The 16,268-nt window shown below is 59.8% G+C and carries 30 protein-coding genes and 1 pseudogene; 15 read left to right on the top strand and 16 right to left on the bottom strand.

What is annotated here, in order from left to right; all coding sequences use genetic code 11:
* Positions 1–14 precede the first annotated feature (14 nt).
* On the top strand, positions 15–242 hold the full coding sequence (locus tag V6093_RS08170) for a hypothetical protein (RefSeq protein WP_265977936.1): 228 nt from the start codon (positions 15–17) through the stop codon (positions 240–242).
* A 25-nt stretch (positions 243–267) separates the two neighbouring features.
* Here V6093_RS08170 and V6093_RS08165 read toward each other — a convergent pair whose 3' ends face one another.
* The 16 genes and pseudogenes from V6093_RS08165 to V6093_RS08090 all read right to left on the bottom strand — a co-directional run bounded on the left by V6093_RS08165 (position 268) and on the right by V6093_RS08090 (position 9,821).
* Entirely contained in the window at positions 268–630 is a 363-nt protein-coding gene (locus tag V6093_RS08165; protein ID WP_265977935.1) for a hypothetical protein, read from the bottom strand.
* A 249-nt stretch (positions 631–879) separates the two neighbouring features.
* Positions 880–1,392, bottom strand: a complete 513-nt coding sequence (locus tag V6093_RS08160; RefSeq protein WP_265977934.1) for a hypothetical protein — start codon at positions 1,390–1,392, stop codon at positions 880–882.
* Between the two features lie 7 nt (positions 1,393–1,399).
* Positions 1,400–2,017 carry a YqaJ viral recombinase family protein gene (locus V6093_RS08155; RefSeq protein WP_265977933.1) on the bottom strand — a complete coding sequence of 206 codons (618 nt, stop codon included), beginning with the start codon at positions 2,015–2,017 and terminating at the stop codon, positions 1,400–1,402.
* Positions 2,018–2,020: 3 nt separating this feature from the next.
* A complete protein-coding gene (locus V6093_RS08150) occupies positions 2,021–2,779 on the bottom strand; it encodes an ERF family protein (protein ID WP_265977932.1) in 759 nt (252 codons plus the stop codon).
* Between the two features lie 7 nt (positions 2,780–2,786).
* Positions 2,787–3,900 (bottom strand): annotated as a pseudogene (locus tag V6093_RS08145) (hypothetical protein).
* A gap of 290 nt (positions 3,901–4,190) precedes the next feature.
* Positions 4,191–4,646 carry a hypothetical protein gene (locus V6093_RS08140; RefSeq protein ID WP_265977931.1) on the bottom strand — a complete coding sequence of 152 codons (456 nt, stop codon included), beginning with the start codon at positions 4,644–4,646 and terminating at the stop codon, positions 4,191–4,193.
* Positions 4,643–4,864 (bottom strand): hypothetical protein, encoded by a 222-nt coding sequence (locus tag V6093_RS08135; RefSeq protein ID WP_070384115.1) that lies wholly within the window; start codon positions 4,862–4,864, stop codon positions 4,643–4,645. Before V6093_RS08135 ends, V6093_RS08140 begins: the two co-directional genes overlap by 4 nt.
* On the bottom strand, positions 4,861–5,064 hold the full coding sequence (locus V6093_RS08130) for a hypothetical protein (protein WP_084850547.1): 204 nt from the start codon (positions 5,062–5,064) through the stop codon (positions 4,861–4,863). The genes V6093_RS08135 and V6093_RS08130 overlap by 4 nt, the downstream gene beginning before the upstream one ends.
* Positions 5,061–5,477, bottom strand: a complete 417-nt coding sequence (locus V6093_RS08125) for a hypothetical protein (protein ID WP_265977930.1) — start codon at positions 5,475–5,477, stop codon at positions 5,061–5,063. The genes V6093_RS08130 and V6093_RS08125 overlap by 4 nt, the downstream gene beginning before the upstream one ends.
* Positions 5,478–5,494: 17 nt before the next feature.
* On the bottom strand, positions 5,495–5,674 hold the full coding sequence (locus V6093_RS08120; RefSeq protein ID WP_265977929.1) for a hypothetical protein: 180 nt from the start codon (positions 5,672–5,674) through the stop codon (positions 5,495–5,497).
* Between the two features lie 20 nt (positions 5,675–5,694).
* A complete protein-coding gene (locus V6093_RS08115) occupies positions 5,695–5,952 on the bottom strand; it encodes a DUF551 domain-containing protein (RefSeq protein ID WP_265977928.1) in 258 nt (85 codons plus the stop codon).
* A complete protein-coding gene (locus V6093_RS08110; protein ID WP_265977927.1) occupies positions 5,949–6,212 on the bottom strand; it encodes a hypothetical protein in 264 nt (87 codons plus the stop codon). Before V6093_RS08110 ends, V6093_RS08115 begins: the two co-directional genes overlap by 4 nt.
* Positions 6,213–6,756: 544 nt before the next feature.
* Entirely contained in the window at positions 6,757–6,951 is a 195-nt protein-coding gene (locus tag V6093_RS08105; protein ID WP_265977925.1) for a hypothetical protein, read from the bottom strand.
* 769 nt (positions 6,952–7,720) lie between these two features.
* Entirely contained in the window at positions 7,721–8,524 is an 804-nt protein-coding gene (locus V6093_RS08100; protein WP_265977924.1) for a hypothetical protein, read from the bottom strand.
* A 38-nt stretch (positions 8,525–8,562) separates the two neighbouring features.
* Positions 8,563–9,426, bottom strand: coding sequence for a hypothetical protein (locus tag V6093_RS08095; RefSeq protein ID WP_406669756.1), 864 nt, complete (start codon positions 9,424–9,426; stop codon positions 8,563–8,565).
* Positions 9,381–9,821 (bottom strand): hypothetical protein, encoded by a 441-nt coding sequence (locus V6093_RS08090; protein WP_265977922.1) that lies wholly within the window; start codon positions 9,819–9,821, stop codon positions 9,381–9,383. Before V6093_RS08090 ends, V6093_RS08095 begins: the two co-directional genes overlap by 46 nt.
* 96 nt (positions 9,822–9,917) lie before the next feature.
* Here V6093_RS08090 and V6093_RS08085 point away from each other — a divergent pair, with 96 nt between their 5' ends.
* The 14 genes from V6093_RS08085 (at position 9,918) to V6093_RS08020 (ending at position 16,119) form a co-directional block, all read left to right on the top strand.
* Positions 9,918–10,166 carry a Cro/CI family transcriptional regulator gene (locus tag V6093_RS08085; protein ID WP_265977921.1) on the top strand — a complete coding sequence of 83 codons (249 nt, stop codon included), beginning with the start codon at positions 9,918–9,920 and terminating at the stop codon, positions 10,164–10,166.
* A gap of 27 nt (positions 10,167–10,193) precedes the next feature.
* Positions 10,194–10,385, top strand: a complete 192-nt coding sequence (locus V6093_RS08080) for a hypothetical protein (RefSeq protein ID WP_012053015.1) — start codon at positions 10,194–10,196, stop codon at positions 10,383–10,385.
* Positions 10,386–10,793: 408 nt separating this feature from the next.
* The gene (locus V6093_RS08075; protein ID WP_265977920.1) at positions 10,794–11,483 is read left to right on the top strand and encodes a KilA-N domain-containing protein; all 690 of its coding nucleotides are present in this window, start codon (positions 10,794–10,796) and stop codon (positions 11,481–11,483) included.
* 2 nt (positions 11,484–11,485) lie between these two features.
* A complete protein-coding gene (locus V6093_RS08070; protein WP_265977919.1) occupies positions 11,486–11,794 on the top strand; it encodes a hypothetical protein in 309 nt (102 codons plus the stop codon).
* The gene (locus V6093_RS08065) at positions 11,794–12,027 is read left to right on the top strand and encodes a hypothetical protein (RefSeq protein ID WP_265977918.1); all 234 of its coding nucleotides are present in this window, start codon (positions 11,794–11,796) and stop codon (positions 12,025–12,027) included. The genes V6093_RS08070 and V6093_RS08065 overlap by 1 nt, the downstream gene beginning before the upstream one ends.
* Positions 12,024–12,800: a DnaT-like ssDNA-binding domain-containing protein gene (locus V6093_RS08060; RefSeq protein WP_265977917.1), complete on the top strand. Its 777-nt coding sequence runs from the start codon at positions 12,024–12,026 to the stop codon at positions 12,798–12,800. The genes V6093_RS08065 and V6093_RS08060 overlap by 4 nt, the downstream gene beginning before the upstream one ends.
* A complete protein-coding gene (locus V6093_RS08055; RefSeq protein WP_265977916.1) occupies positions 12,797–13,558 on the top strand; it encodes a replication protein P in 762 nt (253 codons plus the stop codon). The genes V6093_RS08060 and V6093_RS08055 overlap by 4 nt, the downstream gene beginning before the upstream one ends.
* Positions 13,558–13,767, top strand: a complete 210-nt coding sequence (locus V6093_RS08050) for a hypothetical protein (RefSeq protein WP_265977915.1) — start codon at positions 13,558–13,560, stop codon at positions 13,765–13,767. Before V6093_RS08055 ends, V6093_RS08050 begins: the two co-directional genes overlap by 1 nt.
* Positions 13,767–14,168, top strand: a complete 402-nt coding sequence (locus V6093_RS08045; RefSeq protein ID WP_265977914.1) for a DNA translocase FtsK — start codon at positions 13,767–13,769, stop codon at positions 14,166–14,168. The genes V6093_RS08050 and V6093_RS08045 overlap by 1 nt, the downstream gene beginning before the upstream one ends.
* Positions 14,165–14,635, top strand: coding sequence for a hypothetical protein (locus V6093_RS08040; protein ID WP_265977913.1), 471 nt, complete (start codon positions 14,165–14,167; stop codon positions 14,633–14,635). The genes V6093_RS08045 and V6093_RS08040 overlap by 4 nt, the downstream gene beginning before the upstream one ends.
* Positions 14,632–14,934: a nuclease domain-containing protein gene (locus V6093_RS08035; RefSeq protein ID WP_265977912.1), complete on the top strand. Its 303-nt coding sequence runs from the start codon at positions 14,632–14,634 to the stop codon at positions 14,932–14,934. The genes V6093_RS08040 and V6093_RS08035 overlap by 4 nt, the downstream gene beginning before the upstream one ends.
* Positions 14,931–15,299, top strand: a complete 369-nt coding sequence (locus V6093_RS08030) for a RusA family crossover junction endodeoxyribonuclease (protein ID WP_265977911.1) — start codon at positions 14,931–14,933, stop codon at positions 15,297–15,299. Before V6093_RS08035 ends, V6093_RS08030 begins: the two co-directional genes overlap by 4 nt.
* The gene (locus V6093_RS08025; protein WP_265977910.1) at positions 15,296–15,442 is read left to right on the top strand and encodes a hypothetical protein; all 147 of its coding nucleotides are present in this window, start codon (positions 15,296–15,298) and stop codon (positions 15,440–15,442) included. The genes V6093_RS08030 and V6093_RS08025 overlap by 4 nt, the downstream gene beginning before the upstream one ends.
* Positions 15,439–16,119, top strand: coding sequence for a hypothetical protein (locus V6093_RS08020; RefSeq protein ID WP_265977909.1), 681 nt, complete (start codon positions 15,439–15,441; stop codon positions 16,117–16,119). Before V6093_RS08025 ends, V6093_RS08020 begins: the two co-directional genes overlap by 4 nt.
* The last annotated feature ends 149 nt before the right edge of the window (positions 16,120–16,268 follow it).

Genomic DNA, 16,268 nt, shown 5'->3' with positions numbered 1-16,268 from the left:
TTGAGGAGCTAGAAATGGCTGTTGATTACAGCAAGGGCCGCTATAACGTGTACGACGCTGACCGCAAGCTGATTGGCCGCATCGACGAAGACGAATACATCCGGAGCGGCGCGAAACTGATTTACCGAGTGGACGACGACTCCCTTTATTCCATGAATGGCGAGCTGCTTGGTTTTATCGATGATGGCATCGCTCGCACGCCGAAGGATGCGAAGATTATCCTGGTCATCGAAGCAGAGTAGAGGCTATGCCGGGCTTGACGACTGGTCAGGCCCTTTCTGAGAGCAGGATTAGGCCGGTATCGTCAGGGTCGTCGCCAAGCTCCAGGCCCGGCGCGCGCAGCTCGCGGCTCAGCCTGAACTGGTCCAGCTTGCGCACCACAGAACTCGAAAGCTTGATTTCGTGGCGCGGCGCACTTAGGAAGTGGCGGGCCGCTTCAGGCCCTAATTCATGGATGCGGTGGATGAGCAGGGTCATGGCTTCGCCGTTTTCCTCGACGCTGGCCCAGGCCTTTATCTCGGCTAGTGCCTGCCTAGTCCCTGGTCGAACCTTCAAGCGCAGGTCTTCTTCCTGCAACCGTGCGGCTTTGGCGCGGCGCTTCTCGTCGCGCTCCTTGGGTGACATCGCCATACGGCACCTCCATGATTCCGCTGGGCGGGATGTGTATGTGCAGCTGGCGGCGACGCTGCTGCGTGAGCTTCTGGATGCGTCTCATGGGTGGCACACCTCAATGGGCGTTTTCTTGGTCGAGCCAGATGGCATAACCACCAGTAGACGCTTGTTTCCTCGGTATACGCCCCAAGGCTGACCAGTGGATCTGGCCATGGCCGCAGCGTACTTCACGGCGGGCACAGGCTGAGACAGGGTGGCGATCATGGCCTACCCTCGATTCCGCTGGAGCGGGAAGTCAATGTCGAACTCGGCAATGATGCGCGCGAACCTGCAGTTACCGATGCCCAGCTCCAAAGTCACGCCCCACCGGGACATGCCGGCATCACGCAGGGCAATGATCTTGTCGGCGAGGTCACGATCCTCCTGGCTCGGTTCGGCCTTTACCTTCGTCGGTCTTGCCGGCTTCGGCGGGCTGAAGAACCTGAATCCTCCCCGCGCTGCTACGCCCCAGAGAGCGGTCTTGGTTTCGCCCAGGAGCTTTGCGACCTCACCACAGGTCATGGTCTTGGCGAGCTCTTCTACCTGAGCTGTGCGTGCCTTGGCGCGGCTTTTACGCTCGCCGCCGCGCTCCTGCTTGACTGGCTTGACCCGCTTCGGCTTCGGCTCAGGGTGATGGCGCTGCCGGAAGGGCACGTACTGGAACCCCTCTAGCACAATGATCCGGCCGCCAGACGAGAAGAAGGCCGATTTGGCGGCCTCCAGGTCGATTGATTGGTTCATGGTCACCTCATGCTGCTATTCCGAGCACCCTGTTCATGCGCTCGTCGAGGATTTCGTAGAAGGTTTTCACGCGCTCCGAGAGCTTGCGAATCATCGCCTCGTCCCGGTAGGCACGCTTCACGAACAGCGGCATGCCTGGCCAGTAGCAGATGAAGTCGATCCACTCGCGCTCCGATACCCACAGGCCGACCTGGCACTGGGCGACATGCTCTTTTGGGATCTCACCGCCCAGGATCACGTCGACCTGCAGCTTTGGCAGCTTGGTCTTGATCTCGGTCAGGCCTTTGTCGCCGACCAAGGCATCTGGCGAGTAGCCGATGCCGTGATTGAGGATGATCCCCACCTGGTGGGTCTGGACTTCCTCGCGGTCGCAGTACAGGACTCGGGCGGTGCCTTCCAGTTCGTGCCCGCGCTCGGTGTGGCGGTTACCGGTGAACGGGTCAGCGGCCTCGCCGGTGATGCGCTCGCCGATCAGCGTGTTCATGTAGGTGAATGCGCCGGCACCGAAGCCTGCCTCGCCTTTGCCGTTTACCAGCAGGCAATCCAGTTCGCTGCAGGTGATGATGCCCAGGCGCAGGTCTAGCCAGGCCTGGCTGCCTTGCTCGACGTCTGAGATGATCTGCATGGCTTACTCCTGCGGCCGGTTGGCCGATTTGGTGAGGCGGGCTAGCACAATGTCGAACTCGGATTTGTAGACGTTGGCGGAGCAGCCGTATTTGGCCGTAAAGTTGTCGACCAGCACTTGGGTACATTTCTTCAGCAGCGCGTCGAGCTGTGCGGCTTGCCGCGGTGTGATAACGGGCTCGACAGGATCCTGCGACGTAACAGCACCCTGGCCGTCATCGTCTTCACCGGTTGTGGTGAAGTTCAGCAGCGCACCTGCTGTGTATCGCTTCCCGTAGCTAACAGAACTGGCAACGGCTTGGACGGCATTCTTGCTGCCGGTAGCATCGGCTGGCAGGAGGATTGATGTGGTTTCCCTGTGGCCGTCTCGATGACTAAGGACGCCCTCAACCTCGATGCCTTTGTCGGTGCGTGGAATTCGGAAGGTGAGAGCAAAGCCGTGCTTCGCCAGGATTGGCTTCAACTCTTCGTTGATGTCCTCCCATAGGGCGTAGGTAGATTGGACGTTCTTGTACTTGTCCTTGATTGCGCCGCGCTCACGGATAACCGGAAGCTCTTCCTGCATGGCGGCTAGCGCGGCATCGAACGCTTGCTGCGCCTGTTGCGCTTGGTGCTGGCGGTGCATCGCCATCAATCGCTCCATCTTGTCGATGTCTGCATTGGGGGACATTGCGACTTGCTGGATGATCTGCAGGATGGTCGCCGACTCGGCGGCTACAGCCTGTGACTGGGAATGGGTTTCGACCCTGGCTACTTGGCTCATGGCGACCTCAGAAGTTGATGGTGATGTTCGGGACTTCGCGGCGGGCGATCTTGAGAACGATGGCCCTGGCCAGCTCCTCGGTGATGTTCAGTGACATCAACGCTGTTTTGGCCTCGCCCATGACCTTTGCCTTGTGGGCTTGGTCGCGCTCGCGGGCCTCTTGCTGGCGGAGGATCTCGGCTGCTGCTGCATCAGCACGGCGGCGTTCGTCCTGGCGCGCCTGCTCGGCTGCCTCCTCTTGCCGGCGGGCAGCGTCCTGGCGCTCCTGCTCCATCCGCTGCTCGGCCGCAACGCGGTCGGCCTCGGCCTGAATCCGAGCGCGCTCGGCTTGTTCGGCCTGCAACTTGAGCTGCAGGCGCTGGTTCTCGGCTTCCCGCTCTTGCGCAGCGGCCTGGTCAAGCAGCTCCTGCTCGCGGCGGGCTGCGGCTTCGCGTGCTGCCTGCTGCTCCTGGGCCACACGCTGGCGCTCAGCCTCGACTGCGGCCTCCTGTGCCAGCCGGATGCGGTCTTGCTCGGCGCGCTCGTCTGCTTCGCGGCGCAGGCGGGCCAGCTCGGCCGTACTTCCGGCGGGCGACCAGGGCGGCCTGCACTGCATTCAGAGAAGCCTCTTTGGTCCGAGCTGCCTCAGCCTCGAATTCCTCCCACGCTTCGCCCAACTGGAACGCGGAGAGCTCGCTGAGGCGCGCCTGCAGCTGCTCGGCATCCAAGGGGCTCAGCTCGGCGGCCAGGTCCTTCATACGGTTGATTGTGTCGTTGTGGCGGTCGATCCGAGCATCCTCGGCGGCTTCCCACTCGGTGAGCGGCCGGCGCGTCTCGTCCCGTAGCGCGTCCATCTTGGTCACGAACTCGCGCAGCTCGGCCTCAACGATCTTCGGCATTTCCTTCAGACGGCGCAGGTAGTCGCGGCCAGGCTTCTCGACAGCGGTCTTCGACTTGCTGACTTTGGCGGCAAGGCTGGCGATGCGCTCGCGGCCCTTGCGGGTTTTCAGGTCAGGCACTTCGCCCAGTACCTCACCCTTCACCAGGTCGATGAATTGTTGCAGGCCGCCGGCCACGTAAATGGCCGGGGCGTTCGCCTCGCTGATCTCTTCGATCGCGATCAGTTTCTGTTCTGCGGACATTAGAAAACCTCGCGCCAGGCCGGCGCCGTCAGTTGGGATAGGGAAATGCCAGGTCACCCAGGCACGGAGGTACGCTCCAGGCCCTGGCTGCGGTGGATGGTTGCGCGCTCTCGCCGCTTACGCTCCGGGTAGGTCCGGTTATCCCCTAAGGGCCCGCCGGGCTCGGGTGCGTGTGATTCAGGAAGTGATGCTGCCAGCGAGGGCGCTGGCGAGCATGAAGAAGGTGCAGGCGAAGAGCATGGAGAAGGAGCCGCGCCATATGACCAGGCGCCGGGCGCGCTGGTAGCTGCTCATGACTTAGGGGCCAAGGACTTGATGGCCGACTTGCCCAGCGCACGCAGCGAGCGACGGAAGTTTCCGAGGTCGCGGCGCGCCTTCTTGCGCTCTCTGACGAAGTAATAGGCCCTGGTGCAGTGGACGCATCCTTGCTTGAGCAGGTAATCCATTACCTCTTTGTCATTCAGGCTGCGGTCTTCGTCCTGCGACCACTCTCTGAATGCGTCCCACATGTGCGTCTTGCGGCGATTTTTCTCGTCATACAGGATCTGGAAATGCTTTTCGCTTCCGTTCGGCCAAGGAAGATCGCCAAGTTCTGGGTGTGGATTTGCAGGCTTCGGGCCAATCAAATCGAAGCGGTTCTCACATCGACCGAGGTGAAGACCGATCTCGGCCGTCAACGACTTGATCCGCTGCAAGACTGATTCGTGAGCGGCCAAGGTGATGAGAATCGAGCGCTCAAGCTTCATGCCCGCACCTCATACCCGACCGTCCATTCTCCGCAGATACAGGCCCGGCACTTCCAAGCCTGCGGGTTCTCGATGCTGGCCAGCGCCGCCTCATTCACCGCTGCCGCGAACGTCGGGCCCTTGAACAGCATCAGCACCCGGTCAGCCGGCATGGCCTGAGCCTCGGGCAGTTCGGCGATCTGCTCGTCGATGAGCGTGGTGATCAATGGCGTAGTCATGCAGCCTCCTTGCGCCGAACGGCAATACGCCGGATGCGCTCGCAGTAGTGTTTGAACTCCTCGGCGTCGATGGCGAGGAGGGAGAAGTAGGCGACCACCAGGGTTTCGGCTTTGGCGTCCTCCACCGGGCCAGAGCCCGGCAGAAGCATCGTTTCGATAGCCGCGTTGATCGCGCTGACGGCGATGCTGTGAGGGCTCATTCCGCCCCCTCGGCCTGGGCCATTACTCCTTCCTTGGCAAAAGGGGTGAGCAGATGGCGGGCGATCTCTTCCAGCGCCGACTCAGGGTTGGCCACGCTCAGGATCTCGTCAGCTGCCGCTGCTGCGTCGCTGGTCACCTTGCAGCGCGCCGCCAAGACCAGGCGACCTAACACCGAATTGCTGATATCCGACTGGCCAAGCTGACCCATGACGAACTCATCCACCGCCTGTGCAAAGCGCTCATAGGTGACACCCTGCTTCGGGCGCATCCGACGCTGAAACACTACGTCGCGGCGCGCCATCAGCTCAGCGATGCCGTCGTCGATCCAAGTGGATTCCGCGTCGGCTACTTCGCTCACCGCCGGCGGCATCCGATTGTCGTACTCAAACTGTGCTGCTCGAAGTGCGCCCATGGTCGCCTCCAGAATGATCAGCCCTTAAAGGGCGTGTAAGGGATGTCGGAGATTCGGATCGGATAATCTGAACCGCCTGCCTGGGATTCTCGGTAGGCGGCACGCTCAGATTTCTCTCTGAACTCAGCGAGACGCTCAGCTGTGATTCGCGCTATGCGTCGCTCGCGCTTGGCCAGCGCCTTGATTGGGTCGGCCATGGTCGCCTCCAGGTGGTGGGTTACTCGGCGGGTGGGGAAGGGAGGGGCTGCCAGTGGGTGACGCCGTTGCTCAGGTACATCTTCGTGTAGAGCTGATTCCCAGCGTCATCCAGGCCGGCGGTGACATCGCCGAAGTAGTCTTCGATGTGCATCATGTCCATTCCGCCCTTTGGCCACGCATGGCGCCCTGCGTGCGGCGATGTTCCATCGGCGTAAGCGAGAACAGAGTCATCCTGTAATTCGGGCAGCCTATCGCTGCACTTGATCCAGCCGCTCATGGCTTCACCCGGGCGGCGAGCATGGCCTTGCCGTATTCGTAAGCCATGCTTGCGGTATGAACCGGGTCGCTGTTCGAGTGATAGCTGCCGCTTCCCTCGTCGCCAGGCCAAGACAGAAGGCCGACAAGCGCCTTAGCCGCGAAGTAGTCGAGCAGGGTCATGCCTGACATGAGCTGCTTGGCCTCGTTGACATGAGATGGCTGGAAGGTGTCGTGGTCATACGAGACCGGGAACGCCGGTCCGCCTGTGTCTTTGCTCATCTTGTGAACCTCGGTAGCCAACCGCATTGGCCAGGAGCCAGGCGAAGGTGACCAAACCCACCGTGAAAGGTGGCCTGGCGCCTGCCGATGCGGTCGGAGAATGGGAAATTGGCGTATCCTGTCAATGTGATCTCATCTCGACATCAGTAGGCGGATAGCGCGACTTTGAAAAAATTTATTGAGCCAATCAAAAGGTCAGTGAATGGACTGATCAACTTTGTGTTTCGAATGACAGGAATTCCCTGGGTCACTACATTCATCTCAACGCAGCTAGCAAAACGTAAGCACTTCAAATGCGCGGCGCTGGCGACTCAATGGTTGTCGCTTTCAATTGTCGGCTGGCTGATATGGATGGGAGTTGGGTACTTGGTTGCTGGTGAGACATTGAAGGGCGTCAACCTATGCCTCGGCGCGTTGCTCACTTTCGCCAAAACTTTTGACGCGACTCTCGACTCTTACCGCCAACTGAAGTTTTCTGCTGAGTAGGCAAAAGCCACATTAATTTCATGGCCGGCCCTGTCGCCAAGGCCTGCCAGTTAAATATTTAGGCTTCAATGAGGCCTAGCTGGCACCGCACTTCGGTGACAGCCTCAGAAGGCTCGCAGCCATCGCAGTACAGGTCGTGCAGCCATTCTTCAGCTTCGCCCTGGTCATCTACGATGTAGCGGCCGAGGATCTGGCGAGCCTGTGCGATCCAGCAATCCAAGGCGCTGGTCTTGAGCATCTTCGCGGCATTCATCAGCCGCCATGGTTACCATGTTGAACATCGTGGATCCCTCCGGTTGATTTCCCAGATGCCACTCATGGAATGGCACCTGGTGAAATCCCGGCCTCGCTACTGGCGACAGGCCGGGGGTGTTGCGTCAGCGGTGATCGCTCGAGCTCAGCCGCCGACGGCCCTGCTCTCAGTTAGGTTGGCCTTGAGCTTCCCTATCACCTCGCGTCGATCGGCCTCGGCGGGGTGGTCATGGGGTCAGGTGTTCGCTACACGACTGTCAACTGCAGCTCTGCGGCCCATTGGGTGGGGCAGTCCGCCGTGGGTTGCCGGTCCGTGTTCCGGCTGGGCTTGCTACTTCATTGGCTGGTTCCTCCTGTTGGTTGATCGCTGCTCGTGCTTTGCCAGGCACCTACGCCCGTTCTGAGGGCATCCCGGCAGGGAGCATCTGCAGCGCAGCCCTCCATCCGCTTTCCGTGGCTCGGCCAATGTTCCTGCCGTGCTGACGTTTCGCCTGATTTCGAGCTGGCCAGTTCCAGAGCTGGCATGGGGATCGAATTTATTGCTCGCGCTTTACCGTTTCCGGGATCGATCCGCGAGGTTCCCATCAATGTGAAAGAGCGGTGAGGCTTGAGGGCCTCGTTCGAGGGCCTCAGTGGCGCCTCGATGGAATGAACGATAAGCCAATGCCTAATCGCTGTAAATAGGTAATGCCTAATTATTTTTCTGTGGACGAAAAAAAGCCCGCTGAATGGCGGGCTGATTTCTTGGGGATTGAATAGGTCTTAGGCGTCTACGCTGCTCGTTCAAGCCCAATTATGTACCGCGCCCCCTGCTCCGGAGTAGGTACGGTCGAAAATGTAAATTTATGCTTTTCGGTCAGATCCTGAGCCATAAGAAGCTTTTCCTGAAGGAAGCGAAGGTTGCTTCTGTCGGAAGACTTATCTATCGCCTCAGCGCTTGGTACCGCCAGCAGAATATGGGGTTTCTGACCGTACTCGATAAAGGCATCATTCCCCCTGAGCTGGTCGAGTCTGCAAACGCGAGAAAAGAATGCCTCAAATTGCTGCTGGAGATTGCGCCCTGGACCCATACTGCACATGTTAATCGCCAGGCTGGAAGAGAAGTAATCGCAATACACCGACGCCTGCGTGCTCCGGATCGTGACCGGTACCGGCACGTGAAATCGGTCAGAAAATTCGGGAGCCAGAACGCTCATCGCCTTTTTCACGCTGGTAACAAGCCGATTTTGTTCTGCCTTCTTGGCGTTGGCTCTAAATGCTTCAGTCATCGCGCTCAGGCTGGCGCACGCACGCAGGGCTTGCTTCGCAATCTCTTCGAGGTTATCGCCTTGACCCTCTTCTATGTCCCCTAGCGTCACTCCGCTAACCGGGGGGACCCATGATGCAAAGTCGCCGGTCTGTAACAGATGGTCGAAAAGGCTGGATGATGCTGTGCGAGCTATCCCCATAAGGCTCAGACCATGTGCGCCAAAAACCGTAGTCATGACCTCTTCGGAGAGAGCAGTAATGATGCGAGGCTTTGTGCCCGGCTCGCCGACAATCGCAACCGCGACAGTGAGCAACTCGCCAGACATGGCAATGGGCTCAACTCGGATAGGCGCCCAGAATGCTGTCAATTCGGGGAGCTCTGGGAATTGCTCGAGGACATCGTTGCGTAGCCCATATCGGGCAAGCCAATCTTCTGACATATTTGCTCAACCGCATGGGAGATTCTGGACTCGATCCAGACATAGAGGTCGCGGAGCGCGTCCTCACTGATCATACGCTCTAGTCCAGCCTCGATGAAAAGGCCTTCGACTTTACCTACCAGCGGAGCAAAGCTCTTGTTCGCTTTCTTCCGGAACGCATACCTAGCTAAGTCATCCACCCCAAGCGTAGCGCCGTAATCGGAGCGTTCCAGCAGCCAGTTAATAATGTCGATCTCAGGTGAGGGTAGGCCAAGGTCAGCCCATGTCGACCCACCGAAGCTTTGAGCGTGATCGATCGCCCAATGTTCAGTTCCATCATAAATCATCTGACCTAGATGACGATCTCCGTTCGCGATCAGCTGATCGAATGCGGCAACCAGGTCTATGTTTTTGAGGGCAGCGTGCAGTTGGGCAAAATTGCCTAATCTTGCGAATGAGTGGCCAGCAACGGCAGCCGTTCCAAAACCAAGCATCCTAGACTCAATTGGGATTGGCGGTTTCGCGCGCGGATCAACCAGTACCAGGTATGGATCTGGGACCTTCACTCCAAGCGCTCTTCCGATGACAGAAGAAACCAGCTCAGACTGAAGCTGTGCTCGATTGTGGCAAATTTTCACAAAGGCTCGAAGGCTCGCCACTGCCTTGTCTGGACGAATATCTCCGACAAGGAGAGCCAGATTGTCTCTCCCCTCATCCACATAGAGCTTGCTCCCCCTTTGAAGGGTCGCATATTGAATTGCTCTCACTTCCTTGAAAGCTCCGTTAGCAGATCGTTGATGAGGGTCCACGCGCGATCGTCGATCTCTCCACGCTCTGCGAGCCCGATCATCCTACTGATCACGGCTTGAGATCTTGGCGAGGCTCTGTCTTTTGCTTCCTTCAGCTGACCTACCAAGCCTTCGAACTCCGTTGCCCCCACCTCAAGCAGGTCTTCTTCGAGAGCATCCTCCGATAGATTCTCGAAGGAAAAACCGGAGCGAAGCCCCCAGTGCTCTGGACTGACAACATCAGAGAAATACGCGATCAGGTCCATAAGTTTCGATTTGTCGATCCGGCCGTTTTTAACCCAGCCCTGAACCGACGGAGGCTTCACTTGGAAGTCGTCTGCGAGCTTTTTCTTCGATACGCCTTTGGCGATCCGGGCTGCCTCAATGGCAGCGCCTAATTCTGGTCCGGTAAGCATTGCCTAATTAGGCCTATCCCTACCGTGGTTAGGCAATGGCTTGTGCTAGATAAGGTAATGCCTTATATTCATCGGTAAATCTCCAGGAGAGAACTCATGAAATCAGCAGAAGCAGCCAAAGAAGCATCCCGCGTGCTGGGCAGTCAGGCGGAATTGGCGCGCCGGCTGAAGGTTGCGGCACCCACCGTCAACCAATGGTGTTCAGGAGAGCGCACGGTCCCAGCCAAGCGCGCATTACAGATTGAGGCGCTTACGAATGGCGCTGTGAATCGTGCCGACCTGTGTCCTTCCTTTCCATGGAGCCAGATCGACAGCAACCCGACCCACGCGCTTTCCGCCGCTTAATCACTTTCAACCACAAAGGAACCCACCGTGTCGTACTTCGACCCCGACCACCTGCACAACAAGCCCACCAAGGTTCGCTTGGATGAGGCTGCCGACGATCTGCTGTCGGCGATGGCTCGCTTCAAGCGCACGCAGAAGGCTGTGCTCGCCAGGGAAATTCTGGAGCGCGGTCTCGACCAGATGATGCAAGAGCTTAACGCGAAGACTGACGTGGCCTGAAGTGGCCGAGGAGGCCCTGTGCCAGAAAGCAAAGAGCTGGGAATCCAGCTCGACGGGAAGGGCAATTCAGATCTGGCGTATCTCGCCAGGCAGAAGGGCTTAACCCCTGAGCAACTGGCGGCACGAATCATCAATGAGGCTCTCGACCGAATGACGAGAACAGAGCCTGGCCGAAGCAATGTTCGGTCGTTTCGCAAGGGCTGATAAGCCCCTGAGGGACTCATGAGGAACTGCCGTTGAACACAGCAAAACCAAAACCGCAGACGCAAAAAAGCCGGTGGCTAGACCGGCTTCTTGTACTGCATTCGTAACGCTTGTGTGAGGTCATCATATATGCACCAGAGCATCCAAGGCAATACCGCGTACCCCGCGCCACGAAATTCGAGCTACGAAAATGTGACGCGCACAATGTCACTCAGCCTTGGCGGGGTGAAGATCAAGCAGGACGCCGAAGGTCGGTATTGCCTGAACGACCTGCATAAGGCTGCCGGCAAGGAAAAGCGTCACGCCCCAGGCTACTGGCTTGCCATCCAGCAAACCGGCGAGCTGATAGCTGAACTGGAAACTACCGGAATTCCGGTAGTTACGATTGAGGGCAGAAACGGCGGAACCTTCGTGATGAAGGAGCTGGTTTATGCCTACGCCATGTGGGTGAGCGCCAAATTCCATCTCCAGGTCATCCGCACCTTCGACGCTGTCGTGGTCGGCCACATCGAGGTAGTGGAAGGGCGCCAGGCCCGCGAGCGTGCACGCCTTGAAGCCCCGGCGCTGACCGACGCCATCAAGCATGGTCGCCTCTCCATCGGCAAGGACGTCAAGCACTACCACTTCAGCAACGAGTTCGACCTGATTAACCGAATCGCCCTGGGCATGCCATCCAAGGCCTACCGCGCAGCGCATTGCATCAGTTCTGCCGACTCCATCCGCGATCACCTCACCCCGTGCGAGATCCGCTGCATCGAGCACCTGCAGCGCGTGAATGCCTCGCTGATCGATGTGGGCATGGACTTCGAGTCGCGCAAGCAGAAGCTGAGCCAGATCTACATCCAGCGGCATAGCCGCGCTCTGCTCTCCGAAATCAAGCGGCTGGAGTTCTGACCATGGCGAAGAGCACCTACCAGAAATTGATAGAACGCGCCGCCCTGACCGCGCTTGAGCTGCACCGGGTATCCAGCCAGAAGAAGGCGCTCAAGGCGGAGCTGAGCTCGATGTACGACACCTTCTTTGCTGCTCGTGGCCGCCCCGAAGGCCGCTTCGATCCTGACAGCGACGCCTTCTTGCCGGTGATTAGCTTCACCGAACCCCAATTCCAGCGTGTTCAGGCAGCCAAGAAGGCCGAGTACAACGCCAAGCGCCGCCATGAGACGGCTATCCGCGCCCTGGCCGCTCACACACAGGAGGTCGCGTGATGGCGATTTTGAACTGGGCCGATGCGCCCGAATGGGCCACCCACATCGTGCGCGCCGTGGATATCCCCGACATTGAGTGCTGGGCCTTGAAGGCCGGTGACAACTACTACAACGAGACGTGGCGCGAGTCCCTACTTGCTTCTTTCGATATGGGCGACGAGGGAGCGGGCGAGCCGGCTTACTGGGAGGTCGCAAGCGCTAGGCCTTCACTTGACACAATGGAGGTCCAATGATGGCTCGCATCCGCACTGTCAAACCCGAGTTCTGGTCGAGCGAGCAGGTCATGTCCTGCAGCCCGCTGGCGCGCTTGCTGTTTATCGGCATTTGGAACTTCTGCGACGACGGCGGCAATCACCCCCTGGCCCCGCGCACCATCAAGGCCCTGGTCTTCCCTGGTGACGACATCACCACAGACCAAGTGAGCGCACTGCTGGGCGAACTGGAAGGCGCCGAATTGACCATGAGCTACTGGGTTGCCGGCAAAAACTACCTGCACGTTTGCGGCTGGAAGCACCAGAAGATCGAGAAGAAGAACTTCAAATACCCAGCTCCGCCGTCAGAAATCGACGACGAGTCGGAGAGCGGTCGTCGACAATTAGCCGAAGAGTCGCCGACTGGTCGTCGAACGGTTGACCCCGGAAGGGAAGGGAATGGAAGGGAAGAACACAACACGCAACGCGCGAGCGAGGATTCCGGCGTTGACCCAAAGCTTCCGACCGAGATGGACCTTGAGTGGAAGCCAGACGACAAGCTGCTGAAGGCCTACGCCAAGCGAATGGGCACCCCTGTAGACCTGTTCACTGATGAAGCGACCGCTGCGTTCGTCTGCCACTACTCGGCATCAGGCCGCTGCGAGACTCAGGCGTCGTGGGTGAGCCTGCTGGTCAAGTGGATTAAGCGCGACGTGGCAACCGGCAGTAATGTTCGCCCGTTCCCGGTGAAGCGCCAGGCCAATGGCCCCGACTTCAACGACACCAGCTGGGCTGATGACCTGGGGGATCTATGAACGCACAACCGAAACTGCGAAGCGTCACGCAGATCATGGCGGCGACCAAGAATGTGCCCGCCGAGGTGCAGGCCCCGGCCAAGCAACTGGACCAGCGCACCACCAAGGTGGTCAACGCTTTGTTTCTGGAGCTGCAGGCCATCTTCCCTGCGTGGAAGCAGGCTTGGCCTGATGACGACGCACTGATGGCTGCCAAGCGCAGCTGGATCAAGTCCTTCGCCGCGGCTGGCATCAACACTCTGGAGCAGATCCGCTTCGGCATCCAAAAGTGCCGGGTGCTGGGTACCGACTTCGCCCCGAGCAGCGGCAAGTTCATCAAGCTGTGCCAGCCGACCCCGGAAGAGATGGGCATTCCGCCGCTTGCACGGGCCCTGGCAGAGGCGTTGGAGAACTTTCACCCCAGCAGGGCAGGTGCACGCCAATGGTCGCACGCAGCGGTGCGCCACGCGGCCCTGCAATGCGAGGCGCAGAACCTGGGGTCGATGGAAGTCGAGCGAGCCGAGAAGGTCTTCGCCCGGGCCTACGACATCACCATCCGCATGCTGGTGGCCGGCGAGCCACTTGGCGACATCGCCACCGGCATCGGTCACGACAGCCAGAAGAGCCTGATCGAGCTGGCCGATGAATACGCCAGCCAGCGCCAGGCCCGCCTGTTGGACCTGCAGCAGATCCCATCGAGCGCCGCCGCGTGCCGTGCACACCTGCTGGCCAAGTTGAACATCAAGCGCGCCGGGCAGCCGGCCGGGGAGGGGGTGTGATGCGCACCTATCTCAAAGCCGTGCTGATGATCGTGCTTTTGCCGTCGGCCGTGATCGCCGGATCGGTGATGGCCTACCTGTGGTGCGAGTTCGCGATATCGCTGGACCTGCCAAAGCCTGTTCGCTTCGGCATCTACATCACGCCGGTGGTGTTACTCGCTGCAATCCCAGTTGCCTGGGTGCCGAAAAAACTCGAGGAGAAGCACTGATGGACACCAACAAGATGCGCGAGCAGTTCGAGGCGTGGGTCCTTCGGGAATGGCCTGAGCAATCGCTGGCCCGTTTCACTACCGGCGAATACCAGGGCTTCACGGTCGAGCACTGCTGGAAGGCCTGGCAGGCATCCCGCGAGGCTTTACAGGTCTACTCAATCAGTCCGGAAGCCTCTGCGCTAATGCAGCGTATCGATGACGAGGAGCGTGGGCAGGCGCTGCGTGCTGAGGTGTTCGTCCGCGAATCGGGGCGCGCCTCGATCTCCGCCCTTCAGCGGCATTTCAAGATCGCCTATGGGTCTGCGTGCCGGCTTATGGATCGGCTGGTTGCTGACGGCGTTGTCAGCCCAATTGACTCGGATGGCCGCCGCCAGGTCCTGCCAAAGGTAACACCATGACCGAGAAGATCAGCGTCAACAGCCAGGCCAAGCTGTCGGAGGCGATCACCACGATCACCCGGATGTTCCGCGACAAGAAGTTCGTCGTGGTCAGCATGCGCCCAGGCAAGGACCGCACCCTGGACCAGAACGCCCTGTGGTTCGCCATGTACGAGCGCATCGCCAAGAGCACCGAGATGGGTGACATCGAGGACGTGCGCCGCTACTGCAAGCTGCACCTGGGCGTGCCGATCATGCGCGCCGGCTGCGACGAGTTCCGCACCGGCTGGGCTGAGTCGTTCATCCACCTGGATTACGACGTGAAGCTGCGCCTGATGGGGCCGTGCGCCATGTTCGGGCCGGATGGTTTCCCTGTCACCCGCCTGTTCGACCGGGCCCAGGGCTGCCAGTACACGGACCGCATCGTTGAAGAGTTCAGCCGCAAGGGTGTGTTCTTCGGCGACCTGCTGAGCGAGGAGGCGGCATGAGGATCGTATCCAAGAAGGTGCGCGAGAGCGCCCGCGGCCAGGATTGCACCGTGCGCATCCCTGGCGCCTGCAACTTCAACCCGGAGACCACCGTGCTGGCCCACCTGCCATGCGGGAAGAAGGGCATGGGCATGAAGGGCTTCGACACCGTGGCGGTCTACGCCTGCAGCGCCTGCCATGACGTGCTCGACGGTCGCGGCAAAGGCGAGGTGGACTGGTCAGACATGCCACGGGCGATCGCTGAGACTCATGAGGCCCTGATTCGGGCTGGCATTCTGACCGTGAAGGGGGCTGCATGATCACTCTGCACCTGCCATACCCGCCAAGCGTGAATACCTACTGGCGCCACCCGACCACTGGCAAGCTAGCCGGCCGCCATCTAATCAGCGAGAAGGGCCGCAAGTACCGCGCCGACGTGTGCTGGTCGATACCGCATGCCATCGAGAAGCTTTCCTGCAGGCTCTCTGTGACGATTGAGTGCTTCCCGCCTGACAGGCGCAAGCGTGACCTCGACAACGTCGCCAAGGGCCTGCTGGATGCCTTGTCGCATGCCGGGGTCTGGGGTGACGACGAACAGATCGACGACCTACGCATCGTGCGCCGGGAGACCACCAAAGGCGGCGCCGTGCGCGTCCGTATCGAAGCGCTCAAGGAGGCTGCATGACACCAGCATGGGGATTCCTGATTTTGGCCACCCTCATGGTGGTGGGTGGTGTGTCGCTGTCCTGGGCGGGCGCGGTGCGCCGCAAGCGCTTCTACGAAGAATTCATTTTGAGCAAGGCCAAGCGGGCAGGGGGTAAGCAATGAGCTATCAGAACGTGATTTCCGCAGTCGTTCGAGCCCTGGCGGCCGAGACAATCAACAGCGCCGGCGGGTGCAATGTCGAACCGCGCGTGCAGTCCAGCAAGCTCAAGGGGGAAATATCGGGGAAGGATGCCGCGCTGCTGGCTGACTCGATCGTGCACAAGCTTCTGCATGCCCAGCTCAGCCCGCGACACTGGAATGCCCTGGTGGCGAAGTACAGCACGCACAAGGGTCGCAAGATCGATTCAATTGGCCGGCTCGTTGCCATCGTGCCAACCCCGGCGCCTAATCGCTTCACTCAGCAGGCCGTGCTGGCCTGGGCGGTTCCGCAGCAAACGAAGGGGATTCAGCGCAAGGTGCCTCAGTTCAAGGCGCCCGAACCACGCGAGAACAAGGAGGAAGGGCAGTGGGACTGGCGCAACAAGGCTGCCGCCGCCGCCGTTGAGCGCGCCAACAAGCATGCCCGGGCCGTGGCCGAGGTGAAGCCGGGGGAGATGATTGTCCTAGCTGAGTCGAATTACGACATGACCAACTGGGATTCCCAGGGACTTACCGAGCGCACCTATCAGCGTTGGAACAAGGCGATCAAGGGAGCGTTGGAGGCGATGGTCAACGAGGCGCTGGTCGAGGCGCAGCACATGCTGGAGGCGATTGGAGTGCTGTCCGGCGAGGCGGCGTGAATGAGGCCCTCAAAAGGGCTTGCAATATCATGTCGCCATGTCGTAAATTTGCCCCATCCTGTCATTCCTGCGCGTGTTGAGGAGTGATAACCGAGCATCGGCATGCGGTTATGTCAAAACCGGGTGGTTGTTGATGGTAGTGGGTGGTT

It is taken from the genome of Pseudomonas putida group bacterium ESBL64 (genome assembly GCF_045277175.1).
GTDB classification, from domain to species: Bacteria; Pseudomonadota; Gammaproteobacteria; order Pseudomonadales; family Pseudomonadaceae; genus Aquipseudomonas; species Aquipseudomonas alloputida.
The sequence above is the reverse complement of the archived record's forward strand: the minus strand, read 5'-3'. Positions and strand labels throughout refer to the sequence as shown.

Coding starts and splice junctions, on each gene's coding strand:
- V6093_RS08170 (WP_265977936.1), top strand. CDS start 15: ATGGCTGTTGATTACAGCAAGGGCCGCTATAACGTGTACGACGCTGAC.
- V6093_RS08165 (WP_265977935.1), bottom strand. CDS start 630: ATGGCGATGTCACCCAAGGAGCGCGACGAGAAGCGCCGCGCCAAAGCC.
- V6093_RS08160 (WP_265977934.1), bottom strand. CDS start 1,392: ATGAACCAATCAATCGACCTGGAGGCCGCCAAATCGGCCTTCTTCTCG.
- V6093_RS08155 (WP_265977933.1), bottom strand. CDS start 2,017: ATGCAGATCATCTCAGACGTCGAGCAAGGCAGCCAGGCCTGGCTAGAC.
- V6093_RS08150 (WP_265977932.1), bottom strand. CDS start 2,779: ATGAGCCAAGTAGCCAGGGTCGAAACCCATTCCCAGTCACAGGCTGTA.
- V6093_RS08140 (WP_265977931.1), bottom strand. CDS start 4,646: ATGAAGCTTGAGCGCTCGATTCTCATCACCTTGGCCGCTCACGAATCA.
- V6093_RS08135 (WP_070384115.1), bottom strand. CDS start 4,864: ATGACTACGCCATTGATCACCACGCTCATCGACGAGCAGATCGCCGAA.
- V6093_RS08130 (WP_084850547.1), bottom strand. CDS start 5,064: ATGAGCCCTCACAGCATCGCCGTCAGCGCGATCAACGCGGCTATCGAA.
- V6093_RS08125 (WP_265977930.1), bottom strand. CDS start 5,477: ATGGGCGCACTTCGAGCAGCACAGTTTGAGTACGACAATCGGATGCCG.
- V6093_RS08120 (WP_265977929.1), bottom strand. CDS start 5,674: ATGGCCGACCCAATCAAGGCGCTGGCCAAGCGCGAGCGACGCATAGCG.
- V6093_RS08115 (WP_265977928.1), bottom strand. CDS start 5,952: ATGAGCGGCTGGATCAAGTGCAGCGATAGGCTGCCCGAATTACAGGAT.
- V6093_RS08110 (WP_265977927.1), bottom strand. CDS start 6,212: ATGAGCAAAGACACAGGCGGACCGGCGTTCCCGGTCTCGTATGACCAC.
- V6093_RS08105 (WP_265977925.1), bottom strand. CDS start 6,951: ATGAATGCCGCGAAGATGCTCAAGACCAGCGCCTTGGATTGCTGGATC.
- V6093_RS08100 (WP_265977924.1), bottom strand. CDS start 8,524: ATGTCTGGCGAGTTGCTCACTGTCGCGGTTGCGATTGTCGGCGAGCCG.
- V6093_RS08090 (WP_265977922.1), bottom strand. CDS start 9,821: ATGCTTACCGGACCAGAATTAGGCGCTGCCATTGAGGCAGCCCGGATC.
- V6093_RS08085 (WP_265977921.1), top strand. CDS start 9,918: ATGAAATCAGCAGAAGCAGCCAAAGAAGCATCCCGCGTGCTGGGCAGT.
- V6093_RS08075 (WP_265977920.1), top strand. CDS start 10,794: ATGTCACTCAGCCTTGGCGGGGTGAAGATCAAGCAGGACGCCGAAGGT.
- V6093_RS08070 (WP_265977919.1), top strand. CDS start 11,486: ATGGCGAAGAGCACCTACCAGAAATTGATAGAACGCGCCGCCCTGACC.
- V6093_RS08065 (WP_265977918.1), top strand. CDS start 11,794: ATGGCGATTTTGAACTGGGCCGATGCGCCCGAATGGGCCACCCACATC.
- V6093_RS08060 (WP_265977917.1), top strand. CDS start 12,024: ATGATGGCTCGCATCCGCACTGTCAAACCCGAGTTCTGGTCGAGCGAG.
- V6093_RS08055 (WP_265977916.1), top strand. CDS start 12,797: ATGAACGCACAACCGAAACTGCGAAGCGTCACGCAGATCATGGCGGCG.
- V6093_RS08050 (WP_265977915.1), top strand. CDS start 13,558: ATGCGCACCTATCTCAAAGCCGTGCTGATGATCGTGCTTTTGCCGTCG.
- V6093_RS08045 (WP_265977914.1), top strand. CDS start 13,767: ATGGACACCAACAAGATGCGCGAGCAGTTCGAGGCGTGGGTCCTTCGG.
- V6093_RS08040 (WP_265977913.1), top strand. CDS start 14,165: ATGACCGAGAAGATCAGCGTCAACAGCCAGGCCAAGCTGTCGGAGGCG.
- V6093_RS08035 (WP_265977912.1), top strand. CDS start 14,632: ATGAGGATCGTATCCAAGAAGGTGCGCGAGAGCGCCCGCGGCCAGGAT.
- V6093_RS08030 (WP_265977911.1), top strand. CDS start 14,931: ATGATCACTCTGCACCTGCCATACCCGCCAAGCGTGAATACCTACTGG.
- V6093_RS08025 (WP_265977910.1), top strand. CDS start 15,296: ATGACACCAGCATGGGGATTCCTGATTTTGGCCACCCTCATGGTGGTG.
- V6093_RS08020 (WP_265977909.1), top strand. CDS start 15,439: ATGAGCTATCAGAACGTGATTTCCGCAGTCGTTCGAGCCCTGGCGGCC.